12 protein-coding genes are annotated in these 22,946 nt (G+C 72.8%); 10 read left to right on the forward strand and 2 right to left on the reverse strand.

Translation table 11 applies throughout. From position 1 onward, the window contains the following. Nucleotides 1–97 precede the first annotated feature (97 nt). Complete coding sequence (locus AC3WQM_RS00905; protein ID WP_492676548.1) at nucleotides 98–1,921, reverse strand: ATP-binding cassette domain-containing protein; 1,824 nt, start codon at nucleotides 1,919–1,921, stop codon at nucleotides 98–100. Between the two features lie 7 nt (nucleotides 1,922–1,928). Next, complete coding sequence (gene alkB / locus AC3WQM_RS00910; RefSeq protein ID WP_492676549.1) at nucleotides 1,929–2,585, reverse strand: DNA oxidative demethylase AlkB; 657 nt, start codon at nucleotides 2,583–2,585, stop codon at nucleotides 1,929–1,931. Between the two features lie 192 nt (nucleotides 2,586–2,777). Here alkB and AC3WQM_RS00915 point away from each other — a divergent pair, with 192 nt between their 5' ends. The 10 genes from AC3WQM_RS00915 (at nucleotide 2,778) to AC3WQM_RS00960 (ending at nucleotide 22,807) form a co-directional block, all read left to right on the forward strand. Continuing rightward, on the forward strand, nucleotides 2,778–3,446 hold the full coding sequence (locus AC3WQM_RS00915) for an STN domain-containing protein (protein ID WP_492676550.1): 669 nt from the start codon (nucleotides 2,778–2,780) through the stop codon (nucleotides 3,444–3,446). A 7-nt stretch (nucleotides 3,447–3,453) separates the two neighbouring features. Further along, the gene (locus tag AC3WQM_RS00920; RefSeq protein ID WP_070061142.1) at nucleotides 3,454–4,008 is read left to right on the forward strand and encodes an RNA polymerase sigma factor; all 555 of its coding nucleotides are present in this window, start codon (nucleotides 3,454–3,456) and stop codon (nucleotides 4,006–4,008) included. Next, nucleotides 4,008–5,024: a FecR family protein gene (locus AC3WQM_RS00925; protein WP_492676551.1), complete on the forward strand. Its 1,017-nt coding sequence runs from the start codon at nucleotides 4,008–4,010 to the stop codon at nucleotides 5,022–5,024. The genes AC3WQM_RS00920 and AC3WQM_RS00925 overlap by 1 nt, the downstream gene beginning before the upstream one ends. 140 nt (nucleotides 5,025–5,164) lie before the next feature. Continuing rightward, entirely contained in the window at nucleotides 5,165–17,674 is a 12,510-nt protein-coding gene (locus AC3WQM_RS00930; RefSeq protein ID WP_492676552.1) for a filamentous hemagglutinin family protein, read from the forward strand. A gap of 103 nt (nucleotides 17,675–17,777) precedes the next feature. Then, nucleotides 17,778–18,521 carry a S1 family peptidase gene (locus AC3WQM_RS00935; RefSeq protein ID WP_492676553.1) on the forward strand — a complete coding sequence of 248 codons (744 nt, stop codon included), beginning with the start codon at nucleotides 17,778–17,780 and terminating at the stop codon, nucleotides 18,519–18,521. Nucleotides 18,522–18,554: 33 nt separating this feature from the next. Beyond that, a complete protein-coding gene (locus tag AC3WQM_RS00940) occupies nucleotides 18,555–19,025 on the forward strand; it encodes a YbaB/EbfC family DNA-binding protein (protein WP_492676554.1) in 471 nt (156 codons plus the stop codon). After that, nucleotides 19,009–20,382, forward strand: a complete 1,374-nt coding sequence (locus tag AC3WQM_RS00945; protein ID WP_492676555.1) for a trypsin-like peptidase domain-containing protein — start codon at nucleotides 19,009–19,011, stop codon at nucleotides 20,380–20,382. Before AC3WQM_RS00940 ends, AC3WQM_RS00945 begins: the two co-directional genes overlap by 17 nt. A gap of 80 nt (nucleotides 20,383–20,462) precedes the next feature. Continuing rightward, nucleotides 20,463–21,212, forward strand: a complete 750-nt coding sequence (locus AC3WQM_RS00950) for an energy transducer TonB (protein WP_492676556.1) — start codon at nucleotides 20,463–20,465, stop codon at nucleotides 21,210–21,212. A gap of 10 nt (nucleotides 21,213–21,222) precedes the next feature. After that, complete coding sequence (locus AC3WQM_RS00955; protein ID WP_492676557.1) at nucleotides 21,223–21,768, forward strand: RNA polymerase sigma factor; 546 nt, start codon at nucleotides 21,223–21,225, stop codon at nucleotides 21,766–21,768. Nucleotides 21,769–21,841: 73 nt separating this feature from the next. Next, nucleotides 21,842–22,807 carry a FecR family protein gene (locus AC3WQM_RS00960; protein WP_492676559.1) on the forward strand — a complete coding sequence of 322 codons (966 nt, stop codon included), beginning with the start codon at nucleotides 21,842–21,844 and terminating at the stop codon, nucleotides 22,805–22,807. Nucleotides 22,808–22,946: the final 139 nt, after the last annotated feature.

Raw genomic sequence — 22,946 nt, forward strand, 5'->3', positions numbered from 1 at the left:
CGCGCAGGCCAAGCGTGAACAAATGGATGCCGATACTGTTGCAGAAGGCATGCCAGCGCGACGGGTGTGAACGCCGCGTCCTGGCGCAGGAGGGTTCCTACTGCCCGTGACCGGACACGGCCTCCCGAAGCATCGGCTGGCGCGCCAGCACGTCGTCGCGCGGGCCGTGGTCGCGCACATGGCCGGCCTCCATGAGGATCACCGTGTCGAAGCGCTCGAGCAGGCTCAGCCGGTGCACCGAGGCGATCACGCAGGCCTGCGGAAACGCCGCCGCGATGCGCCCGAGCACGCGCGCCTCGGTGGCGGCGTCGAGCGCGCTGGTCGGCTCGTCGAGCAGCAGCAGCGAACTGCCTTCGGCGGCGAGCACGCCGCGCGCCAGGCACAGCCGCTGGCGCTGGCCGCCCGACAGGTTGAAACCGCGTTCCGAGATCGCGCTGTCCAGGTCGCCGTGCGTGGCCTGCAGCACCTCGTCGAAGGTGCTGGTGTGCAGCGCGGCGCGCAGGCGCGCGTCGTCGCAGGGACGCCCGAAGGCCAGGTTCTCGCGCACGCTGGCCTCGAACAGCTCGGTCTCCTGCGGGATCAGCGTGGCGAGCTGGCGCAGCCGGGCCCAGTCGGTCCGCTCGCCGTCGAGCAAGAGCGTGCCGCCGTGCGGTGCATACAGGCCGGCCAGCACGCGCAGCAGCGTGCTCTTGCCGCCGCCGCTGGGGCCCACCAGCGCCACGCGCTGGCCCCGGCGCAGCGAGAGCGCCACGTCGTGCAGGCCGCTGCGCGTGGGCGCGGCCGGGTCAGCGGCGACGGCGACGGTGCCGCGCGGGGCGTAGCGCCATTGCAGCTGCGCGACCTGCAGCTGCGTCCACGGCGCCAGCGCGTCGATGCGTTCGTGTGCCGGCACTGCTTCGGGCGGCGCCTCGAGCGTGGGGCTCGTCGGTGCGTGCCAGATCGGCTCGGCGCTGCTGTAGTCGGTGTGCATGCGCGCAAAGAAACTGAAGTTGGCCGCCACCGAGGTGACCACGCCCGCTGCCTGCTGCGCGTACTGGTAGATCATGAACACCGCGCCCAGCATCACGGCCTGGCCCGGCGCGCGCGCCTGCCACACATAGATCACCACCAGGCCCCAGGTCAGCGCCAGCCCCATCAGGTCGACCGCGAACCACTTGCCCTCGTTGAGCACCACGGTGCGCTTCAGCGGCAGCGACACGGCCGCCATGCGACGGCGCAGCAACAGGCGCGACGCGCCCTGCAGCCGCAGGCCGATCACGGTGGAGGCGTTGCCCAGGAAATCGAGCAGCGCGGCCACGTAGCGCCGGTCGGCGTCGTTCTCGGCGCGCGCGAGCTTCATGAGCGCGCGGTCGATGCGCACGATCACCACGCCGATCAGCACATAGCCCGCGAGCGCCGTCACGCCGCTGGTGCGCGACAGCAGCGCCAGCGCCACCAGCGGCCCGACGAAGTTCACGGCGTTGGTGAGCCAGATGAACTGGTTCTGCGCGAAGTCGGCGAGCGCGCGGCTGGCCTGGTGCACGCGGTGCTGCAGCTCGCCCGAGTGGTGGCTGTCGTGCCAGGCGAGCGGCGCGGCGGCGATGCGCGCATAGAGCTGGTCGGCCAGCGTCTCGCGCACCTTCAGGCCCACGTTGCGCTCGAGGATGCGCCCCGGCCCGTGCAGCGCCCACGCGCCGACGTACACCCCCGCGAGCGTGGCGATCCAGCGGCCCGCCTCGGGCAGGTCGCCGCGCTGCAGGGCGTTGATGGCCTGCCCCGCGAGGTAGGGCAGCGAGAGGCGGATCAGCTGCGAACTCGCGAGCAGCGCGGTGGCGGCCAGCAGCTGCGCACGCGCACCGGCCGCGAAGTGCCACAGCGCGGCGTAGAGCGCGCGGATCGCGCGGCCGGGGGATTCGGTGGAGGAAGTCGTCGAACCCGTCATGCGTACATCAACCCGCCTTGCGGAAGGTGAGGTTGATGCGCTGCGCGCCGAGCCGTGCCTGCAGCGGATGCGGGGCGTCCTTGAGCGGCAGCACGCCATGAAAGCGCAGCCGGTCCACGCCGCCCCACACCACCACGTCGCCGTGCACCAGCGGAATGCGGGTGGTCTTGTCGGCGCGTGCGAGCCCGCCGAACTGGAACACCGCCGGCATGCCCAGCGACACCGACACGATCGGCGCGCCGTGGTCGCACTCGTCGCGGTCCTGGTGCAGCGAGAGCCGGCTGCCCGGCTGGTAGCGGTTGACCAGGCAGGCGTCGGGCGCAAAGCCGTCGAAGCCGGCCAGCGCCGCCGCGTCGCGCGCGAGCAGTGCAAAGGCCTCGGGCATCGCGGGCCAGGGCACGCCGCTGTCGGGGTCGACCGCGCTGTAGCGGTAGCCGCGCCGGTCGCTGGTCCAGCCGAGCGCACCGCAGTTGGTGAGCGCGACCGACATGGTGAAGCCGCCCGGCGTGACCAGGTGGCGGAACGGCGCGCGTGCCGCCACGCCGTCGATGGCGTCGAGCAGCGCCTCGGCGCGCGGCAATGCAAAGCCCGGCAGCACGAAGGCGGCCGGGCCGATCGGTTCGCGCGCGGCGCGCGGCGGGGCGTCGAAGAGGTCGAACGTCATGGGGGCATTGTCGCCATCGACAGGGGCGGCTCGGACCGGTGTGCGCGCGTGCCATGCATTCAAGCTGTCACAAAGCGTCACTAGCATTCCGAGCACCAAAGCAGTACCCGGCACCGACCCGGCGCCTGCGATTCCTCCTTCGTCACAGGACCCGGCATGTCTCGCGTTGCTCGGTCACGGTGGGTGTGTGTCTTGACCCTGATCCTCGGAATTCTGTCCCCCGCGGCCGTGTCGCATGCCGGCGAACCCGCGCCTTCGCCCGATGCGGCGGGGCGCATCGCCTTCGACCTGCCGGCCCAGCCGCTGGCCACCGCCGTGCAGGTCTACGCGCAGGCGACGGGGCAGTCCGTGTTCTTCGACGGGCAGCTCACCGCCGGCCTCGAATCCGCCGCGTTGCACGGCCTGTTCACCCCGCGCGAGGCGCTGCAGCGCCTGCTGGCCGGCACGCGGCTGGCCGCGCGCCACACCGATGCGCGCACCTTCACGCTGGTCGAGGCCGAGGCGCCGCCGCCCGCGGCCGCGACGGCGCCGGCCGCGCCCGCCGTCCCCGCCATGTCCCCGCGCGACGCGCGCGTGGTGCAGCAGGCGCTGGAGCGCACGCTGTGCCGCTGGCCGCATGCGCGCCCGGGCACCTACCGCGCGCTCGTGCAGCTGTGGGTCGGACCCGGCGGCCATGTGCGGCGCACGCGGCTGCTCAGTTCCACCGGCCTGGCGCAGCGCGACGCCGCGCTCGAAGCCGCGATGAACACGCTGGTGCTCGAGCGCCCGCCCGAAGGCGAGGCCGACCAGCCGCTCACGGTGCTGCTGCTGCCGCGCACCGGCGACCGCCCCGACGTCTGCGACGCAGCGGTTTCTCCCTGAGCACGCCGTGGAACAGGACACCCCCGGCTTCCTGCGCAGCCTGCTGACCAGCCGCTACATCGACTTCCGCAACCGCCTGCGCCGCCGCCTGGGCTCGGAAGAGCAGGCCGACGACGTGCTGCACGAGACCTGGCTGCGTGTGCAGCGCATGAGCGACCCCGGCCCGGTGCAAAGCCCCATGGCCTACCTGCTGCGCATCGCGTCGAACGTGGCGGAAGACCGCCGCATCTCCCACGGTCGCCTGCTCGACTTCGTGGAGGTCGAGGAGCTGCTGCATTTTTCGGACGACAGCCACGACCCGGCCCGTGTCTCGGAGGCGCGCAGCGAGGTGCAGGCGCTGGAGCGCGCCCTCGAGGAGCTGCCACGCCGTCGCCGCGACATCTTCATCGCCTCGCGCGTGGACGAGACGCCGCATGCCGACCTGGCGCGGCGCTACGGCGTGTCGGTGCGCATCGTCGAGCGCGAAGTGAAGGCTGCGCTGGTGCATTGCGCGGGTCGTTTGGGACGTGATGTGATCCAGCGGTTCGGTCCCGGCGCCGGAAAACAGTCTGAGAAGACATGATGGCCGCACGTACCCCGATCAACGACGACGCCGACCGCGCCGCGCTGGACGCCCAAGCGCACGACTGGCTCGTGCGCCTGACCTCCGGCCGCGCCACCACCGGCGACGCGCAGGATTTCCGCCGCTGGTGCGCCCGCAGCCCGCAGCATGCGCAGGCCATGGCCGAGGCGACGCGCCTGTGGGACCTGACCCGGCCCGCCGCCGAAGCGGTCGCACAGCGCATGCCCGCGATGGACACGCCGCCGCGCGCGGCCATCGCCATGTCGCGCCCGCCGATGTTCGGCCGCCGCCAGTTCCTCGGCGCCGCGCTCGCGGCCGGTGCCGCCGCCTTCGTGGTGGTGCGCCCGCCGGCCGGCCTGTGGCCCGCGCTGTCCGACATGACGGCCGACTACCGCACCGGCACCGGCGAGCAGCGCCGCGTGGTGCTGGCCGACGCGGCGGCGGTGGTCGAGATGAACACGCAGACCAGCCTCAACCTCGCGCGCGGCGCCGAGGGCGAGCCGCCCGTGCTCGACATGCTCGGCGGCGAGGCGCAGGTGCAGCTCGACGCGGCGCGCCGCGCGCCCTTCACCATGACGGTGGGCGGCGCGCGCCTCGTGGCCGCGTCGGCCAGCCGCTTCAACGTGCGCGCCACCGGCGGCGAGGTGTGCGTGACCTGCTTCGCGGGCTCGGTCGAGCTGCGCGACGGCGAGCGCGTGCTGGTGGCGGGCGAGGCGCAACAGATCCGCTACGGCGGCCGGCGCGAAGCCGAGGTGGCGCGCGCGCCCGACCTCGCGGCGGTGGCTGCCTGGCGCGAGCGCGTGCTGGTGTTCGACGACACGCCGCTGGCGGCCGTGGTCGACGAGATCAACCGCTACCGGCCGGGCCGCCTCATCGTCACGCGCGCCGAACTCGGTCGCCGCAAGGTGCAGGCGCGGTTGCGGCTGGACGAGCTGCCGCATGTCGAGACGCTGATCGCCGTGAGCTACGGCGCGAAGCTCACCAGCCTGCCCGCCGGCATCGTGCTGCTCGGATAGCCGCGCTGTGTGACGCGGCTGTGAAAAAAACAGCGCTTCGTCCGCGTTCGCAAATTCTCCCGAACTTTCGTGCTGCGCGTGTCGGTCGCATCCGGTGAGCCCGGTCTCTTCTCCAGAACGGTTTTTCTCTGGGGTATGACATGAGCAACAAGACATTCCGCCGCGCGCCGGTCGCGCACGCCGCCGCCCTCGCGCTGGCCATGGCGGGCCTGGCGGGCAATGCACAGGCGCAGCGCGCCTTCAGCGCCGCGTGGATGGCGCAGAAGAACGTGACGCAGGGCACGGCCGCCGCGACGGGCTACCTGCCCAACGGCACGCCGGCCTCGATGCTGACGAACCCGCTGGCGCAGCAGCAGAAGGCCAATGAGCAGCTGCGCCAGTCGCTCGGCAACCTGGGCCTCGCGGCGCAGGCGATCGCCGCGCAGCAGGCCGCGCAGGCCGCCGCACGCGCCGCCGCGCTGAACGATCCCTCGGTGCCCGACGGCCTGGCCGAGGGCGGCCTGAAGGTCGACACCAATTCGCTCAGCGCCGGCTGGCTCAACGCCCGCGCGCTGAACCGCGGTTCGCAGAAGCAGGTCGACGGCCGCACCGTCGTCACCGTGGAGCAGACCGGCGACAAGGCCATCCTGAACTGGGAGACCTTCAACGTCGGGCGCAACACCACGGTCGATTTCAAGCAGCAGGCCGACTGGGCCGTGCTCAACCGCGTGAACGACCCGAAGGCGCGGCCTTCGCAGATCCAGGGCCAGATCAAGGCCGACGGCACGGTGCTCATCGCCAACCGCAACGGCATCGTGTTCAGCGGCACCAGCCAGACCGACACGCGCAACCTCGTGGCCGCCGCCGCCCACATCGGCGACGACCAGTTCAAGGCGCGCGGCATCTACTCGAACGACACCGCGCCGAGCTTCACCACGCGCAAGGAAGACCAGGGCAAGGTCGAGGTGCAGGCTGGCGCGCGCCTGACCACCAAGGAGCCCGCCTCCGTCACGCAGGGCGGCGGCTACGTGCTGCTGCTGGGCAAGGAAGTGGCCAATGCCGGCGAGATCGCCGCGCGCAAGGGCCAGGCGCAGCTCGCGGCGGGCGACAGCTTCGTGATCCGCAAGGGCATGGGCACCGAGGCCAATGCCTTCTCGACCACGCGCGGCAACGAGATCGCGCCGCAGTTCGTGGCCGACAGCACGGCGGGCACGGTGCGCAACACCGGCCTGATCGTGGCGCGCGAAGGGGACATCACGCTGGCCGGCCGCGACGTGCGCCAGGACGGCGTGGCGCTGGCCACCTCCACCGTCGCCGTGCGCGGCACGGTGCACCTGCTGAACTCGGCCGCCGACACGCGCGGCAACGTCGCCGTCGGCAAGGGCGCGGTCACGGCCGTGCTGATCGAGGACGACGGCAAGGCCAGCGCGCTCGACAGCCAGCGCGATGCGCTCATCAAGGAATCGGCCGCGCAGGACGCCGCGCGCGCGCTCGTGCCGCCCGCGCTCTTCGACAACCTCTCGCGGCTGTCGGACCGGCGCGACCAGTCGCGCATCGAGATCGTCTCGGGCGGCGACATCCGCTTCGAGGGTGAGTCGCTCACGCTGGCCACCGGCGGGCAGATTGCGGCCAGCGCCGCGCGCCGCAGCTTCGTGGCCGACAAGGCGCGCCTCGATGTGTCGGGCGCGGTGGGCGTGAACGTGACGATGGAGTCGAACAACGTCAAAGTCAGCGTGCAGGGCAACGAGACGCGCGACGCCCCGCGCAACCGCGAGAGCGGCAAGCTGTTCAACAGCGACGTGTGGATCGACCGGCGCAAGCTGGTGCGCGTGGCGCCCGGCGTGGGCGGCTACGAGGGCGAGCGCTGGTACGCGGCGGGCGGCCTGCTCGAGGTGGGCGGCTACCTGGGCAACCAGGGCCACGGCATCGGTGAATGGGCTGCGCAGGGCGGCACCGTGGTGCTGGGCGGCGCCGAGGTGCTCACGCAGGCGGGTTCGAACGTCAACCTGTCGGGCGGCTCGCTGAACGTGCAGACCGGCTTCCTGAACCAGACCTGGCTCAAGGGCAGCGACGGGCGCCTGTACAGCCTGGACAAGGCGCCGTCGGACATGCTCTTCGACGGTGTCTACAAGGGCTTCGAGGCCGAGCACGTGCGCTGGGGCAAGAAGAACACCGACTATTTCTACAACCCGCTGATCGCGCCGCAACGCTCGCTGGAGAACGGCTACACGGTCGGGCGCGACGCCGGCCGGCTGGTGGTGAGCGCGCCCACGGCGGTGCTCGAAGGCGACATCGTGGCCGAGGTGTTCAACGGTGCGCAGCAGACGCGCGCCCGCGACGCCGCGCTGGACGACGGCTACCGCCAGTCGCAGAGCGCGGTGGCGCGCGGCGGCATGCTGGCGGTGGGGCGCTACGGCGCGCTGGGCCGCGTCGACCTGTTCGACACCGACGTGCGCTTCGGCGACGTGGCGCCGGTCACGCAGCAGATGGCCGCGGCCGACGCACTGGCCGCCGAGCGCATTGGCACGCTGTGGCTCGACGCGGCGCACCTGAATGCGCAGCATCTGTCGGTGCTCGACATCGGCACGCGCGGCAGCGTCAACGTCGAGAAGGCGCTCACGCTCGCCGACGGCGGGCGCATGAACCTGCTGGGCGCGTTCATCGACATCGGCGCGAACGTCACGGTGCGCAGCGGCACGCTGGAGGCCGGCAACGTCTTCACCTCGCCGGTGTCCGGCACGGTGACGCAGGCGCTCATGGACGAGGGCGGCGCGCGGGTGCGGGTGCGCGACGGCGTCGTGCTCGACCTGCGCGGGCGCCGCGTCGACGTCGGCACGGCCCCCGAAGACACGGCCCTGCTCGCCGCCATCGACGGCGGCACGGTGCGCCTCGAATCGACGCACGGCGTGACGATCGGGCAGGGCAGCCTGATCGACGTGTCGTCGGGCGCGGCGCTGCTGGCCAAGGGCAAGCCAAGGGGCGGCAAGGGCGGCAACGTGACGCTGGTGGCCGACTCGGCCGCTTCGCCCATCGACGCGCAGGGGCGCCTGTCGCTGGACGGCGAGATCCGCGGCCATGGCGTGAACGGCGGCGGCACGCTGAAGATCGAAACGGGCCACGCGCTGGCGCTCGGCCTCGACCCGGCGCTGTCGGATGCGACGCAGCTGGTGCTCGATGCGTCGCGGCTGCAGTCGGGCTTTTCCACCTACGACCTCAACGGCCACGCGGGCCTCACGGTCGCGCCGGGCGCGCAGCTCGACGTGGCGATGCCGGTCTACCGCATCGCGCCCGAGGCCGGTGCCGGCCAGGAGGGCGGCATCGGGTTGCAACTGTGGACGCCGCCGCTGCTGCAACAGGACTCGGTGAACCGCCAGGTCGTGCAGCGCCAGGGCGCCGACCTCGTGCTGCGCGCGCAACGCCGTGTCACCGAAGGCGCAGACATCGCCATCGGCGCGGGCGCGGTGGTGACGGTCGATCCGGGCCGCTCGATCCAGCTGCTCGGCGGCGGCAAGAGCAGCGTCGTGGTGGACGGCCGGCTCAACGCCTGGGGCGGGCGCATCGCCATCGGCATCGAGGCGCCGGCTTTCAACTCACCGGTGAGCACCTCGCTGCAGCCGCACAACCGCTCGGTGTGGATCGGCGAGGGCGCGGTGCTCGACGTGGCGGCGCGCGCGCAGACCGGCATCGACGACGACGGCCGCCGCTACGGCAGCGTGCGCAACGGCGGCACCATTTCCATCGGCGGCGCGCTCGACTGGGAGGCCAAGGGCGCGGCCAACGCACCCGACGTGGCGATCATGATCCGCCCCGGCGCGCTGCTCGATGCCTCGGGCAGCCATGCGCGCATCGACGTGCCGGCGGCCGGTGGCCTGTGGCGCGAACTCGACGTGGCCAGCGACGGCGGCAGCATCGTGCTCAAGTCGGCGCACAGCCTGTACCTGGACGGCACGCTGCGCGCCCACGCGGGCGGCGCGAATGCGGCCGGCGGCACGTTGGCGGTGGCGCTCGAAGCGCCGGTGTTCTCGAAGATCTACACCGTCGACGACGCGGTGCGGCAGGCGCGCGAGCTGGTGATCTCGCAGGCGCAGCAGCCCAGCGGATTGCCGGCCATCCTCAAGCCGGGCCAGGCCGACGCGGCGCTGGCCTACGGCAAGGGGCGCCTGAGCGCGGACCAGGTGCGGGACGGCGGCTTCGGCAACCTGTCGCTGCTGGTCAACGGCCTGCTGAGCTTCGACGGCCACGTCGACCTCACGACCGCGCAGAGCCTGCGCCTGTACGCCGGCAGCTTCGCGCTGGCCGACAGCGCGGCCACCGATTCGAACGTGCGGCTCGCCTCGTCCTACCTGCGGCTGGCCGGCGTGACCGGTGTGCCCAAGCAGGACAGCGAGGTGGTCTACACCACCACCTGGCGCCACGGCGCATCGACGCGCACGAGCGAGGCCACCTTCACGGCCGAGGCCGACCTGATCGACATCCGCGACCGCGTGGGCTTCGGTGCGCACGGCGAGATCGCCAGGAAGACCGGCCCCGCGCAGGTGGTGGACCGCCGCGGCTTCGACGCCGTGCACATGACCAGCCGCGGCGACCTGCGCCTGCTGGGCGGCAGCCCGTCGCTCGGCCTGCTGGGTGCGACCACGACCGAGCTGGCGACGCTGGGCGACCTCACGCTCACCGCCTCGCAGATCTACCCCGCCACCGGCGCCAACGCGCAGATCCGCGCGGGCTACGACGAGGGTCGCGTGCTCGACATCCGCCGCCAGGTCGAGGGCGACGTGGCCATGCCGCAGTCGGCATTCGGCACGCTCGCGCTCGGTGGCGGCACGGTGCGCCAGGGCGGCATCGTGCGCGCGCCGCTGGGCAACCTGATCGTGGGGCAGGACGGGCGCAGCACCTTCGAGGCGCGCGCCAGCCTGCTCGAGCTGCTGCCGGGCAGCATCACCTCGGTCAGCGGCGCCGGCCTGCTCATGCCCTACGGCGGCACGACCGACGGCATCGGCTACAGCGTGGCGGGCACGCCCATCGACAAACGCGGCGTCGGCAGCAGCGGCATCCTGCTCACCGCCGACAGCGTGGTCGGGCACCAGGGCGCGCTGCTCGACCTGTCGGGCGGCGGCGAGCTCACGGGCGCGGGCTTCGTCAGCGGTCGCGGCGGCTCGGTGGACGTGCTGCGCACGCCGCTGGCCAACGCCAATCCGGCCAACACCTTCAGCAAGGCAGGCAACGGCGTGTACGCCATCGTGCCGGGCTTCCAGGGCGGCTACGCGCCGGTGTCTCCCGACGCGGGCGCGGGCGAGCCGGCCGTCGGCCGGCAGGTCACGCTCGATCACGACGTGGGCGGGCTCAAGGCCGGCACCTACACGCTGCTGCCTTCGACCTACGCGCTGCTGCCCGGCGCCTTCCGCGTGGAAGTGGGGGCGCCGACCGCGCAGCCCGCGGCGCCACTGCCGGTGGGCTACGGCTCGTACGCGGCGAGTGGCACGCTGGGCGTGGCGAACACGGCGGTGAAATCGTCGCTGGCCAACCAGCTGGTCCTCACACCGGCGGCGCTGGTGAAGCAGCACGCCAGCTACAACGAGATGGGCTACGACGCCTTCGTGGCGGCCGATGCGGCACGCCGCGGCGGCGTGCGCGGCGAGATCGCGGCCGATGCCCGCAACCTGCTGCTGGACTACTTCTATTCCAAGCCGAAGGACGGCGTGTCGATGCTGCAGTTCGACGGCCAGGCGCTGTTCAACCCGGCGGCCGGCAGCACGGGCTTCGGCGGCACGCTGTCGGTGAATGGCATCGGCATCGAGGTGACGGCACCGGGCGCGCAGCGCACGGCCGGGTTCACGGGCGCCTCGCTGCAGGCCGACCAGCTCAACGCCTTCGGCGCCCCCCGGATGATCCTGGGCGGCAGGGTCGACCTGCGCTACGCGGACAACTTCGCGACCTTCAATTCGAACACCGGCCATGTCGTCGTGCGCAGCGGCGCGACCTTGCGCGGCGCGGAAATCTTCCTCGTGGCCGGCGGCTACGGCGACGGCATCCAGGTGGAGCAGGGCGCTTCGCTCAACACGCTGGGCGCCGGCGCGCCGGCCTACGACTCCACCGACGGCGTGGTGTTCTCGGCGGGCCGCACCGCGGTGCTGGGCTTGTCGAACGGCTGGATCAACCTGATGCCTCCCGTCAGCGAGGGCGTGCCCGCCACGGTCCAGATCGGCGAGTGCGCGAGCGGCGCCTGCACCGGCCAGACCACGCTGTACGGCGAGGGCACGCTGGCCGTGGCCACGAACCGCTCGTTCACGATGGCCGACAACGTGCGCTACGGCGCGAAGAACCTGATGCTGGCCGTGTCCTCGGTCAACCTGGGCAGCGACGCGGCGCTGCAGCAGGCCGCGGCCAACGGCCAGTTGCCGTCGGGCCTGTCGATGAACCAGGGCATCCTGGCGAGCCTCCTGGCCGGCAACAAGGGCGAGGGCGTGCCCGCGGTCGAGACGCTGGTGCTGAACGCGCGCGAGTCGGTGAACATCTACGGCGCGGTGTCACTGGACACGCTCGACCCCGTCACCGGCGTGTCGTCGATCGAACGGCTGGTGCTGGGCACGCCCGCGATCTACGGCTACGGCGGCGCGGGCGACACCGCGAAGATCACGACCGGCGAGTTCATCTGGACCGGCCTCACGCCGCGCCCGCCCGGCAGCGATCAGATCTTTCCCGGTGAGAACGCGCCGGGTGGCGCCATCGGCAGCCTGCTGGGCCACGGCACGCTCGACGTGTCGGCCGCGCGCATCGTGCTGGGCCACGCGCCCAGCACGCAACCCGACGCGGGCTTCTCGGCAGACCGGCTCGCACTGGGCTTCGGCACCGTCAACCTGAACGCGAGCGAGCGCATCACCGCCAACGGCAAGGGCACGCTGGGCGTGTACCACCAGCAGGGCGAGTACGTGACGGGCAAGGGCTACGACTTCACGGGCGGCCAGCTGAACCTGCGCACCCCGCTGCTCACCGGCGAGGCCGGCTCGAACAGCCGCATCACGGCGGGCGGCGACATCGGGGTGAGCGCACCGGCAGGCGCGCAGCCGGCCGGCGATGCGGCGCTGGGCGCGCAACTGGCGCTCACCGGCCGCAACATCACCATCGACGGCACGGTCGGCCTGCCCTCGGGCAAGCTGCAGCTCACGGCCAGCGGCGACGTGACGCTGGGCGCCGAGTCGCGCATCGACCTGGCGGGCCGCGCCGTGAAGTTCTTCGAGCAGACGCGCTACAGCCGCGGCGGCGACCTGGAGGTGACGAGCACGGCCGGCAACATCGCGCAGGCGGCGGGTTCGGTGATCGACCTGTCGGCCACGCACAACCGCGGCGGCACGCTGCAGGCGACGGCGCTGGGCGTCGGTGCGGGCCGCATCGACCTGGGCGGACGCCTCCTCGGCACCGCGAGCGGCACGTACGACGCGGGCGGCACGGTGGTGCCCTACGACGCGGCCGAGATCAGCGTGCGCGGCCAGACCGTGGCCGACTTCGCGGGCCTGAACACGCGCCTCAACGAAGGCGGTGTGACCGGCGCGCGGCGCTTCCAGATCAAGCAGGGCGACCTCGCCGTCGGCGACGAAGTGAAGGCGCGCGTGGTCGAGGTCACGCTCGACGGCGGCAGCCTCACGGTGAACGGCCGCATCGACGCCAGCGGCTTCCAGGTGGGCGCGATCCGCCTCGCCGCCAAGGGCGACCTCACGGTGAACGGCACGCTCGACGCGCACGCCACCGGCCTGCGCGTGGACAGCTACGGCAAGATCATCGACAGCCCGAACCGCGCCATCGTCGACCTCACGAGCACGCACGGCACGCTGACCGTGGGCGGCGGCGCGGCCATCGACCTGCGTGCCGGCACGGCCGTGGGCGCGGCGCAAGGCAACGACGGCATCGCGCGCGGCACGCTCGCGCTGAACGCGCCGCGACGCGGCGACAACGACGTGGCGGTGAACGTCGCCGGCACGCCCGCCATCCAGGGCGCGAAGAGCATCGCCGTCAACGCCTTCCGCACCTACAGCGACGCACCGCTGGCGAGCGCGCCCGACGTCACGGGCCAAGTGCCGCAGCTCATCACGCAGAAGTACCTCGACGAGATCGACGGCCACAGCGTCGCCTTCATCGACAAGGCGCTGGCCAACACCTCGCTGTCGGCGCGCCTCGCAGGCCTGGGCAGCTACCACCTGCGCCCCGGCGTGGAGATCGTCAGCAGCACCGGCGAGGGCGACCTCAGCGTGGTCGGCGACATCGACCTCTCGGGCTACCGCTACGGCCCGGGCGCGAACCGCACCGACCCGGCGCGGCGCGGCTTCGGCGAGCCCGGCGTGCTGGTGATCCGCGCGGGCGGCAACCTCAACGTGTACGGCAGCATCAACGACGGCTTCGCACCGCCGCCGGCCACGCCCGACGACAAGGGCTGGTACCTCACCGAGCAGCGCACGAAGTTCGGCACGCCGTTCACGCCCGACGGCGGCGACATCGTCGTGCCGATCGACGGCGTGGTGCTCGACAAGGGCACCGTGTTCCCGAAGGACGCGCTGCTGAACTACGACGTGCCCGCCGAAGCCATGGTGCTGCCGGCCGGCACGGTGCTGCCCGTGACCGTGACGCTGGGCGCGGCCTACACGCTGCCCGCCGGCACGGTGCTGCGCGCCAACGTCTACAACGCCGACGGCAGCGTGCGTCTGAAGGCCGGTACGGTGCTGGGCGAGGCCGTGGTGCTGGACAGCGGCATGAAGCTGGGCGCGGGTACCGCGCTGCGCGCCGAGGCCAGCGTGCAGGCGATGGTGTGGCCCAAGGGCGTGCGCCTGCCGGTCGCGATGAAGGCCGACGGCACCATCGCGCTGGCGCGCGGTGCGGTGATTCCGTCGCTGACCGATGTGCAGCTGCCGAACGACGCGGCCGTCAACCTGCGGCCCGAAGTCGACGGCGTGCAGGGCCGCAACTGGGCCGTGGCACCGATGCTGGGGCAGGGCGCGACGAGCTGGAGCCTGCAGCTCACGGCCGGCGCCGACCTGGACTCGGCCGACCGCCGCGCGGTCGATCCGGCCAAGCACGGCGCGCTCATCCTGGCCGACAGCCACGCGATGTACAACGTCAGGCTCACGCCGGGCGGCAGCGGCTTCCTGTGGGGTCCGAACGGGCCCATGTGGGGCCACGACGAGGGAACGCCGATGGACCTGCTGGATTTCGAGGCGGGCTACTGCGACTGGGGCGGTGCGGGCACCTGCGTGGTCGACCCGACGCGCCTTTCCTACTTCTGGGGGCCCAACGGCCGCGATTGGGACCCGAGCTTCGTCGAGGGCACGCCGGTGTCCCCGGAATACGTCACGATCTGCGAGTGGGGGCCGGGCGTCTGCACGACGGTCATCAACCCCGTCAAGGACGTCACCAAGTACACGCCGCTGTCGCCGATGTTCAGCGTGCTGCGCACCGGCACCGGCGACCTGGGCCTGGCGGCGGCGGGCAACTTCGTCATGGAGTCGCCGTTCGGCGTCTACACGGCCGGCACGCGCTCGGCGCCGCTGCTCGACGCCAACGGCCTCGACCCCTTCAACCTCGCACGCGGCAAGGCCGTCGGCGGCTCGGTGATCGGCCCGCAGACGGCGGACTACAGCGCTGCGCTCGCGGCCTACCAGGCCTGGTACCCCGAGCAGGGCGGCAACCTCGACATCACGGTGGGCGGCAACGTCGTCGGCGACGTCTGGGGTCATTTCGGGGGCGAGCGCGGACAGGCGCCGAGCGCCGCGGTGGGCAGCTGGCTGTGGCGCCAGGGCTCGGGCACGGCCCTGGCCGGCAGCGACCGCATCGCGACGTCGTGGTGGATCAACTTCGGCACCTACGCGCTGCCGGCCGGTGCGCAGTTCAGCACCGACAGCAGCCCCGAGCCCTTCCTGGTGGGCTTCACCGGCATGGGCACGCTGGGCGGCGGCAACCTCACGCTGCGCGCGGGCGGCGACGCGGGCCTCACCACGCGGCTGGGCAACGGCCAGGTCTGGCAGCGCAGCGAGGCCATCGTGGCGGCGGTCGGCAGCACGGGCCGTGTCGATGCGAACGGGCAACTGACGCTCACCGGCGGCGGCGACCTGCAGCTGCGCATCGGCGGCGTGGTCAATCCGAACCTGGCCGCGGCGCAGTACGCCAGCTATGGCACCAACGCGCAGTACCAGGACCTCAACGGCGCTCTGGTCAACCTGCGCGGTGCGGCCACCGTGTCGGCCTCCGCCATCGGCGGCGTCGAGGTGCGCTACCGCAAGTCCCCGTTCTCGCAGCCGGGCCAGGAGGGCGATGCGAAGGACACGCGCCCCATCGACCCCTTCGCCCCGACCATCGGCATCGGCAATGCCGGCATCGTGCTCGTGCCGGGCGATTCGGCGATGTACCTGGACACGCCGGGCGACCTGGTGCTCACGAGCGTGGCCGACGCGGGCCGCGCGCGGGTGCCGAACAGTTCGGCGTTCAGGCTGGGCGGCACCGAGTACGGCATCGGCCAGGGCTGGTTCACGCTGTGGACCGAGCGCACCGCGATCAACCTGTTCAGCGCGGGCGGCAACCTCACGCCCGGCACCGACCTGGCGAACCGGCAGCCCAGCGGCAGGTACCTGGGCAACATCAACATGAGCGACAACGTCACGGTCTACCCGTCGATCCTGCGCGCGACGGCGGCCTCGGGCAGCCTGTACTACGGCTTCTCGGCCACGCCCGCCACGCAGGCGCCCGGCCGCGCACTGGTGCTCGCGCCGTCGCCGTCGGGCGCGCTCGAGTTCCTGGCGGGCAACTCGCTGTTCGGCGGCGGCTATCCGGTGGGGATGTCGGGCGCGGTCACGCCGCTGCCCACGCCCTGGGCACCCGCCTTCGTGGGCTATGACCGCTTCCAGCGGCCGGTGGTCTACAACACCAGCCCGGAGGGCTCGATGGTCGGATCGCCCAGCGTGCCGAACTACGGGGAGGTCGACCGCCATCCGCTGTTCGCCTTCGGGCCGGACACGCTGGGCCCCCGCGCGCTGCACCCGGCCGATGCGCCGCCCTCGCTGTTCTACGCCGTGCGCGGCGACATCCTGGGCTTGGCCAGCGGCACGGCGCGCAAGGTGGATGCCAGCGGCGAACTCGCGCGCGAGACCTGGTACCGCTCGGCCGCGCCGGCGCGCATCCGCGCCGGGCGCGACATTGTCGGCACCGAGGCGCTGATCGTGAACAACGACCCGCGCGACGTGTCGCTGGTGCAGGCCGGGCGCGACATCCTGTACGCGAACCTGCAGGTGGCGGGCCCCGGCACGCTGGAGGTGTCGGCCGGCCGCCACATCACGCAGGACGACCGCGCCAGCGTGGTCAGCCGCGGCGCACTGGCCGAGGGCGACACGCGCCCCGGCGCGAGCATCGCGATGATGGCCGGCATGGGCGCGATGGGGGTGGGGGGGCCCGACTTCTCGGCCATCGCCGATCGCTACCTCGACCCCGCGAAGCGCGCCGAGTCGGGCCCCGGCCAGTCGCTGGCGAGCCAGCCGGGCCGCGTGGTGAAGACCTACGACGCCGAGCTGGCCGCATGGCTCAAGGAACGCTACGGCTTCGTGGCCACCAGCGCCGACGCGAAGGACCCGGGCAGCGCGCTCGCGTACTTCAAGGCGCTGGCGCCCGAGCAGCAGCGCGTGTTCCTGCGCGGCGTGTACTTCGCCGAGCTGCGCGCCGGGGGCCGCGAGTACAACGACGTGGACGGCCCGCGCTACGGCAGCTACCTGCGCGGGCGCGGCATGATCGCCACGCTGTTCCCCGACCTCGACGCGGCGGGCCAGGAGATCGTGCGCACCGGCGACATCATCCTGTACGGCCCTTCGGGTGTGCACACCGATTTCGGCGGCGACATCCAGATGCTCGCGCCGGGCGGGCAGATCGTGGTGGGCGTGCAGGGCGCGGTGCCGCCGGGCAGCGCGGGCGTGATCACGCAGGGCATGGGCCACATCCAGCTGTTCAGCGAAGGCAGCCTGCTGCTGGGCCTGTCGCGCGTGATGACCACCTTCGGCGGCGACGTGCTGGCCTGGTCGGAGCAGGGCGACATCAACGCCGGCCGGGGTTCCAAGACCACGCTGGTCTACACGCCGCCCAAGCGCGTGTACGACAACATCGGCAACGTGAAGCTGTCGTCGCAGGTGCCCAGCTCGGGCGCCGGCCTGGCCACGCTGGCGCCCATCGCCGAAGTGCCGGCGGGCGACATGGACCTGATCGCGCCGCTGGGCACCATCGACGCGGGCGAGGCGGGCATCCGCGTGTCGGGCAACGTGAACCTCGCGGCCCTGCAGGTGGTGAACGCGGCCAACATCCAGGTCAAGGGCGAGTCGGCCGGCCTGCCGGTGGTGGCGTCGGTGAACGTGGGCGCGCTCACCAACGCCAGCGCGGCGGCCTCGCAGGCCGTGGGCGCGGCGCAGGAGGCGATGCAGCGCGAACGCGCGGCGGCGCGCCAGGCGCTGCCGTCGGTGTTCTCGGTGCGCGTGCTGGGCTTCGGCAACGAGCCTGCCGACGGTGCCGCGGCGCCGGCCGATGCGGGCCGCGCCACGGCGCGCCCGGTGGGCTACGACGAGCACAGCCCGGTGCAGGTGCTGGGGCGCGGGCTGCTGGGCGATGCGCAGAAGACCAAGCTCACGGCGCAGGAGCGGCGTTTGCTGGGGCAGTGACGGGGCAGGGCGGCGCACGGCAGTTCATGAAATTTTTGTGACAAACGACAGTCGAGGGCGCGCCATTTCGTCTTGGACTGAGAGCCCTGTGACTGCCCGCCCGATGCCCCTCCTGTCGTCTTCCGCCCGCCCGCGCCCGTGGGCGTCGTTCCTGCTGGCCATGGCGTTCACCGCCCTGGCCGGTGCGGCGCATGGCGCACCGCCCGAGGCCAATGCCAGCGGCGTGTTCCTCAACGCCGCCGGCGACGTGCTGACCGCGCGCCATGCGGTGGCGGACTGCCGTTCGCTGTTCGCCCTCAAGGACGCGCAGGTGGCGCAGGCCCGGGTGATCGCCGAGAGCACCGAGCTCGACGTCGCGGTGCTGCGCACCACCCTCACGCCGTACCTGCACGCCACGCTCGCGGCAAGCGGGCGCGCGCCGGCCCCGGGCAGCGTGGGCGTGTTCACCGAGGCCTACGCGGTGCTGCAGCGCATGCCCGATCGCGCGGCGTTGCTCAGCAACGCCATGACCGTGCCCGGCGTGGAAGGCCTGCAACTGCTGTCGGGCGTGCAACCCGGTGCCAGCGGCAGCGCGGTGCTGGGCAGCGACGGCCTGCTGCTCGGCGTGGTGGTCGAGCGTGTCGCCGCCGCGCCGCATGCGTCGGGCATGGTGCTCAGCCGCGCGGCCTCGGCCGCGGGCGTGGCGGGCGGCGTGACGCGGGTGCGCGCGGTGCCGGCGGCGCGCCTGCGCGATTTCCTGGACGCCCACGGCATCGCGTACACGCACAGCCGCGAACCGCAGCTCGGCCCCCAGCAGTCGCCCGCCGCGCGGGCCTCGACCCTGTCGGTGGGCGTGCTGTGCGGGTGAGCGTCCTTCTTCGACTTTTTCATTGGAACTCGCATGACCTTTTCTTTCGGCAAGACCCGCGGCTGGCGCCGCCTGCGCCTGGCGCTCGGCGGGCTCGGCCTCGGGCTGTCCGCCGTCGCCGCGCCCCTGGCCGCATCGGCGCAAACACAGCCGCAGCCGCAGGTGCCGCAGCACTGGATCAGCTACGCCAACCTCGCCAGCAACCAGCTGCAGTCCTCGCTCAGCGACCCGGCCAGCAACACCGTGGTGCGCCTGCACACCTGGATGCAGGAGCGCATGCTGAAAGAAGGCCAGCCCGTGCCGCCCGCGCCGGTGGTGGTGCGCGTGTGGGTCACGGGCAGCGGCAAGGTCGAGCGCGTGGCCTTCGATTCGCTGGGCGATGCGCAGGCCGACACCGACCTGCGCGCGCTGCTCACCGCGCAACCGCTGGCCGAGCCGCCGCCGCGCGACATGCGCCAGCCGATGGTGCTGCAACTCACGCTGAGCTTTGTCGCGCGCACCTGACCGATCGCGCCGCCGCCGCCTGATCTGCGTGGCGCTGCTGGGCCTTGCGGCGGTGCCGTTGCACGCCGCCATGCCGTGGCCCGTGCCGGGGCTCGCGGCGCTGGTGAAGGCCTACGGGCCGGCCGTGGTCCACATCGGCGTGGAGCGGCCGTCGGTGCCGGCGCGCCGCTTCAGCGACCGCTGGCTGCTGCGCGCGCCACCGGCCGAGGCCGACGAGAGCAGCCTGGGCAGCGGCTTTCTCGTGAGCGCCGACGGGCTCATTTTGACCAACGCGCACGTTGTCGCGCACGGCACGCAGATCCGCGTGAAGCTGCCCGACCGGCGCGAGTTCCGGGCGCGGCTCATCGGCCTCGATGCACTGGCCGACGTGGCCTTGCTGAAGATCGACGCGACCGGCCTGCCCACCGTGCGCATCGGCGATCCGGCGGACGTGGAGCCCGGCGACGGCGTGGCGGCCATCGGCTCGCCCTACGGCTTCGGCAACTCGGTGACGGCCGGCATCGTCAGCGCCAAGGGGCGGCTGTTGCCGGGCGCCGAGTCGATGCAGTTTTTGCAGACCGACGTGCCGATCAACCCCGGCAACTCGGGCGGGCCGCTGTTCAACCTGCGCGGCGAGGTGATCGGCATCAACTCGCGCATCTACAGCCGCAGCGGCGGCTACCAGGGGCTGTCGTTCGCCATTCCCATCGATGCCGCCATGCGCATCAAGGACCAGCTGCTGGCCACCGGCACCGTCACGCGCGGTCGCATCGGCGTGTCCGTGCAGGAGGTGGGGCAGGCGCTGGCCGACACCTTCCGCCTGCCGCGCCCGGCCGGCGCGCTGGTCACCGACGTGGAGCCGCGCGGCGCGGCGGCGCGGGGCGGGCTGAAGACCGGCGACGTGATCCTGTCGGTGCAGGGCCGCGAGGTGGTGCAGGCGGCCGATGCGCTGGGCTTCATCGCCGAGCAGGTGCCGGGGCAGCGCGCGCGCCTCATGGTGTGGCGCGACCGCGCCGAGCACGTGGTCGAGGTCAAGGTGGAGGGCTACGACACGCCGCGCCTGCAGGGCGACGCGGCGACGGCGGCCTCGGTGCCTTCGCGCCTGGGCTTCGCGGTGCGCCCGCTGGCGCCGGCCGAGCGCCAGTTCCTGCGCGTGGAGGGCGGGCTGCTGGTGCAGCGCGTGAACGTGGCGGCGTCGCGCGCGGGCGTGCAGCCGGGCGACGTCATCCTGGCGCTCAACGGCCAGCCGATCGACAGCGCCGAAGCCCTGGCCCAGGCGCTGGAAGGGGCCGACGGCACGGCGGCGTTGCTGGTGCAGCGCGCGGGGGCGCGGATCTTCGTGCCGATCTGCGCGCAGGCCGGGTCGCCGAAGTGCTGAGAAGGCCTCGCGCTGACCGGCCAAGTCATCCGAACGTCATGCAGCGAACCTAGCATCCGCTTCGACATGCCCCCCGGGCCGTGGCTTTCGCCGGGCGTATCGAACTCATGCGGCATGCACCTCCTTCCTTTCCTCTCGTCTCCCTGGCCGGCATCGCGCTGGTCGCCTGCATGACCGGGCCGTGGATGAGCGCCCGCGCGCAGTCCGACGCGGCGCCGCTTCGGCCGCAGGCCGCGCGCATCGCCTTCGACATCGCAGCCCAACCGCTGGCCGCGGCGCTGGAGCAGTACGGCCGCGCAACCGGGCTGCCGGTGTTCTTCGATGCCGAACGCGTGGCCGGGCGCCAAGCTGCGCCCGTGCACGGCCTGTTCGATGCGCAGGCCGCACTCGATGCGCTGCTCGCGGGCACGGGCCTGGTCGCCGACGACGCCGGCGTGGGGGCCACGACCGCCTTCGTGCTCCGGCTCGCGCCGGCCGTGCCCGCACCGGCACGACCGGCTGATGCGGCGCAGGCGGCGCCCGCCGCCGTTCACCGCGGCTACGACGGGCTGGTGCAGACCCGCGTCTGGGAAGCCCTGTGCGCCCACCCGTGCGCGGCGCCGGGCGGCTACCGCGCGGCGATGCGTTTCGTGATCGACGGCACCGGCCGCATCGCCCATGCCTTCCTGCTGCACACCAGCGGTGAGCGCGTGCGCGACGACGCCATCCTCGACACGCTGCGGCAGTTGCGCATCGACCGCGCGCCGCCGCCGGACATGGCGCAGCCGCTCACGATGCTGATCCTGCCGCGCTCGCAGACGCCCGGGCTCGAGTGCCCGGTGCGCCACTGACGCCACCGCCATGCCCGAGAACGCGCTGCCCGCGTTGCGCGACTTCCTGGTCGCGCGCTACGACGAGCTCAAGCAGCGGCTTGCGCGGCGACTGGGCAATGCCGAGCGCGCCGGCGATGCGCTGCAGGACACCTGGCTGCGCCTGGAAAGCCGCGACGACATCGACGGCGTGAACGACCCCGCCGCCTACCTGCTGCGCGTGGCCGTCAACCTGGCCTACGACCAGGTCGCGAAGCAGGGGCGCCTGGCCACGTCCGACGAGATCGAGGCGCTGCTCGACGAAACCCCCGATCCCGCGCCGGGGCCCGCGCAGATCGCGCAGGACCGCGCGGAACTGGCCGCGCTGCGCGCGCTCATCGCGCGCCTGCCGCCACGGCGCCGGCAGGTGCTGGTGATGGTGCGCTGGCAGCACCTGCCGCAGCGCGAGGTGGCGGCGCGGCTGGGCATCTCGCTGCGCACGGTGGAGAAGGAACTCAAGGAGGCGCATGACCACATCGCCGCCCGCATGGGCCGCGCGGACCGCGCACCCGACGCGAAGGAGCCGCATGAAAAATAAAGTGCGGTTCACCGCGTCGAGAGCCGTCTCATGGGTATGCGACATCTTTCAGCGTGCACGGGTTGAAGCCCCGATGACCCCGCCCGACGCCCACGCACAAGCCTTGCGCGAAGCGCAGGCCTGGCTGCGCCGGCTGTCGTCCGGCGCGGCCGCGCAGCACGACGTCGAGGGCTTTCGCCGCTGGCGCGACGGCAACCCGCTGCACCAGCCTGCGCTCACGCAGGCCCGGCGCCTGTGGCAGGCGCTCGACCCAGCCATCGGCGGCATGTCGGCCGAGGTCCAACGAACCCCCGTGGTGTCGCCGCGGCCGGTGGCCGCGCGCCGCGCGTTCCTCGGCGCGGCGGTGGGCGCGGCCGGCGCCGCGGGCGTGGCGGTGGTCTCTCCGCCGCTGGGCCTGTGGCCGTCGTTCGGCGAATGGAACGCCGACTACCGCACGGCCACCGGCGAGCAGCGCGCGGTGCAGGTGGCCGAGGGCGTCGACCTGATGCTCAACACGCAGACCAGCGTGCAGCGCCGCAGCGTCGAAGGCCGCCTCGTCGGCATCGACCTGATCGCGGGCGAGGCGGCGGTCGATCTGGTGGCCGGGCCGCAGCCCTTCGGCGTCGTGGCGGGCGCGGCCCGCAGCGAGGCGCAGGCCGGCCGCTTCGAGGTGCGCTACCTCGCAGGCCGGGGCTGCGTGACCTGCCTCGAAGGGCGCGTGCGCGTCACGCACGCGAGGGGCACGCGCGATCTGCAAGCCGGCGAGCAGGTGCTGTACGACGCGGGTTCGCTCGGGCCGGTGGCGGCTGTGGCAACCCGCGAGGCCTCGGCCTGGCGCAGCGGCGTGCTGGTGTTCAGGCAGACGCCGCTGGCGCACGTGATCGAGGAGATCAACCGCTACCGGCCGGGTCGCGTGGTGCTGCTGGCGCAGCGCCTGGCCGGGCGCGAAGTCAGCGGGCGTTTCGCCATCGCCTCGCTCGACACAGTGCTGGTGCAGATCCAGCGCTCGTACGACCTCGAGGCGCGTGCACTGCCGGGCGGCGTGCTGCTGCTTAGCTGATGAATGTGACAGCCTGATTGGCCCTCGCGTGCACTCAGGATTGCTCCAGAAACTTAGCGGTTTTGTTTGCGTCTGTCGGTCTGTCCAGTAAGGGGCACGGATTCCGTGCCGGTGCATGTCATTCTTTACTGGGCGTCAG

The organism is Variovorax sp. FW301-JW7, assembly GCF_058788795.1.

What these genes read in the sequence shown, in the direction of transcription:
- AC3WQM_RS00905 (WP_492676548.1), bottom strand. Translation starts at nt 1,921, where the DNA reads ATGACGGGTTCGACGACTTCCTCCACCGAATCCCCCGGCCGCGCGATC.
- alkB (WP_492676549.1), bottom strand. Translation starts at nt 2,585, where the DNA reads ATGACGTTCGACCTCTTCGACGCCCCGCCGCGCGCCGCGCGCGAACCG.
- AC3WQM_RS00955 (WP_492676557.1), top strand. Translation starts at nt 21,223, where the DNA reads ATGCCCGAGAACGCGCTGCCCGCGTTGCGCGACTTCCTGGTCGCGCGC.
- AC3WQM_RS00935 (WP_492676553.1), top strand. Translation starts at nt 17,778, where the DNA reads ATGCCCCTCCTGTCGTCTTCCGCCCGCCCGCGCCCGTGGGCGTCGTTC.
- AC3WQM_RS00960 (WP_492676559.1), top strand. Translation starts at nt 21,842, where the DNA reads ATGACCCCGCCCGACGCCCACGCACAAGCCTTGCGCGAAGCGCAGGCC.
- AC3WQM_RS00925 (WP_492676551.1), top strand. Translation starts at nt 4,008, where the DNA reads ATGGCCGCACGTACCCCGATCAACGACGACGCCGACCGCGCCGCGCTG.
- AC3WQM_RS00930 (WP_492676552.1), top strand. Translation starts at nt 5,165, where the DNA reads ATGAGCAACAAGACATTCCGCCGCGCGCCGGTCGCGCACGCCGCCGCC.
- AC3WQM_RS00940 (WP_492676554.1), top strand. Translation starts at nt 18,555, where the DNA reads ATGACCTTTTCTTTCGGCAAGACCCGCGGCTGGCGCCGCCTGCGCCTG.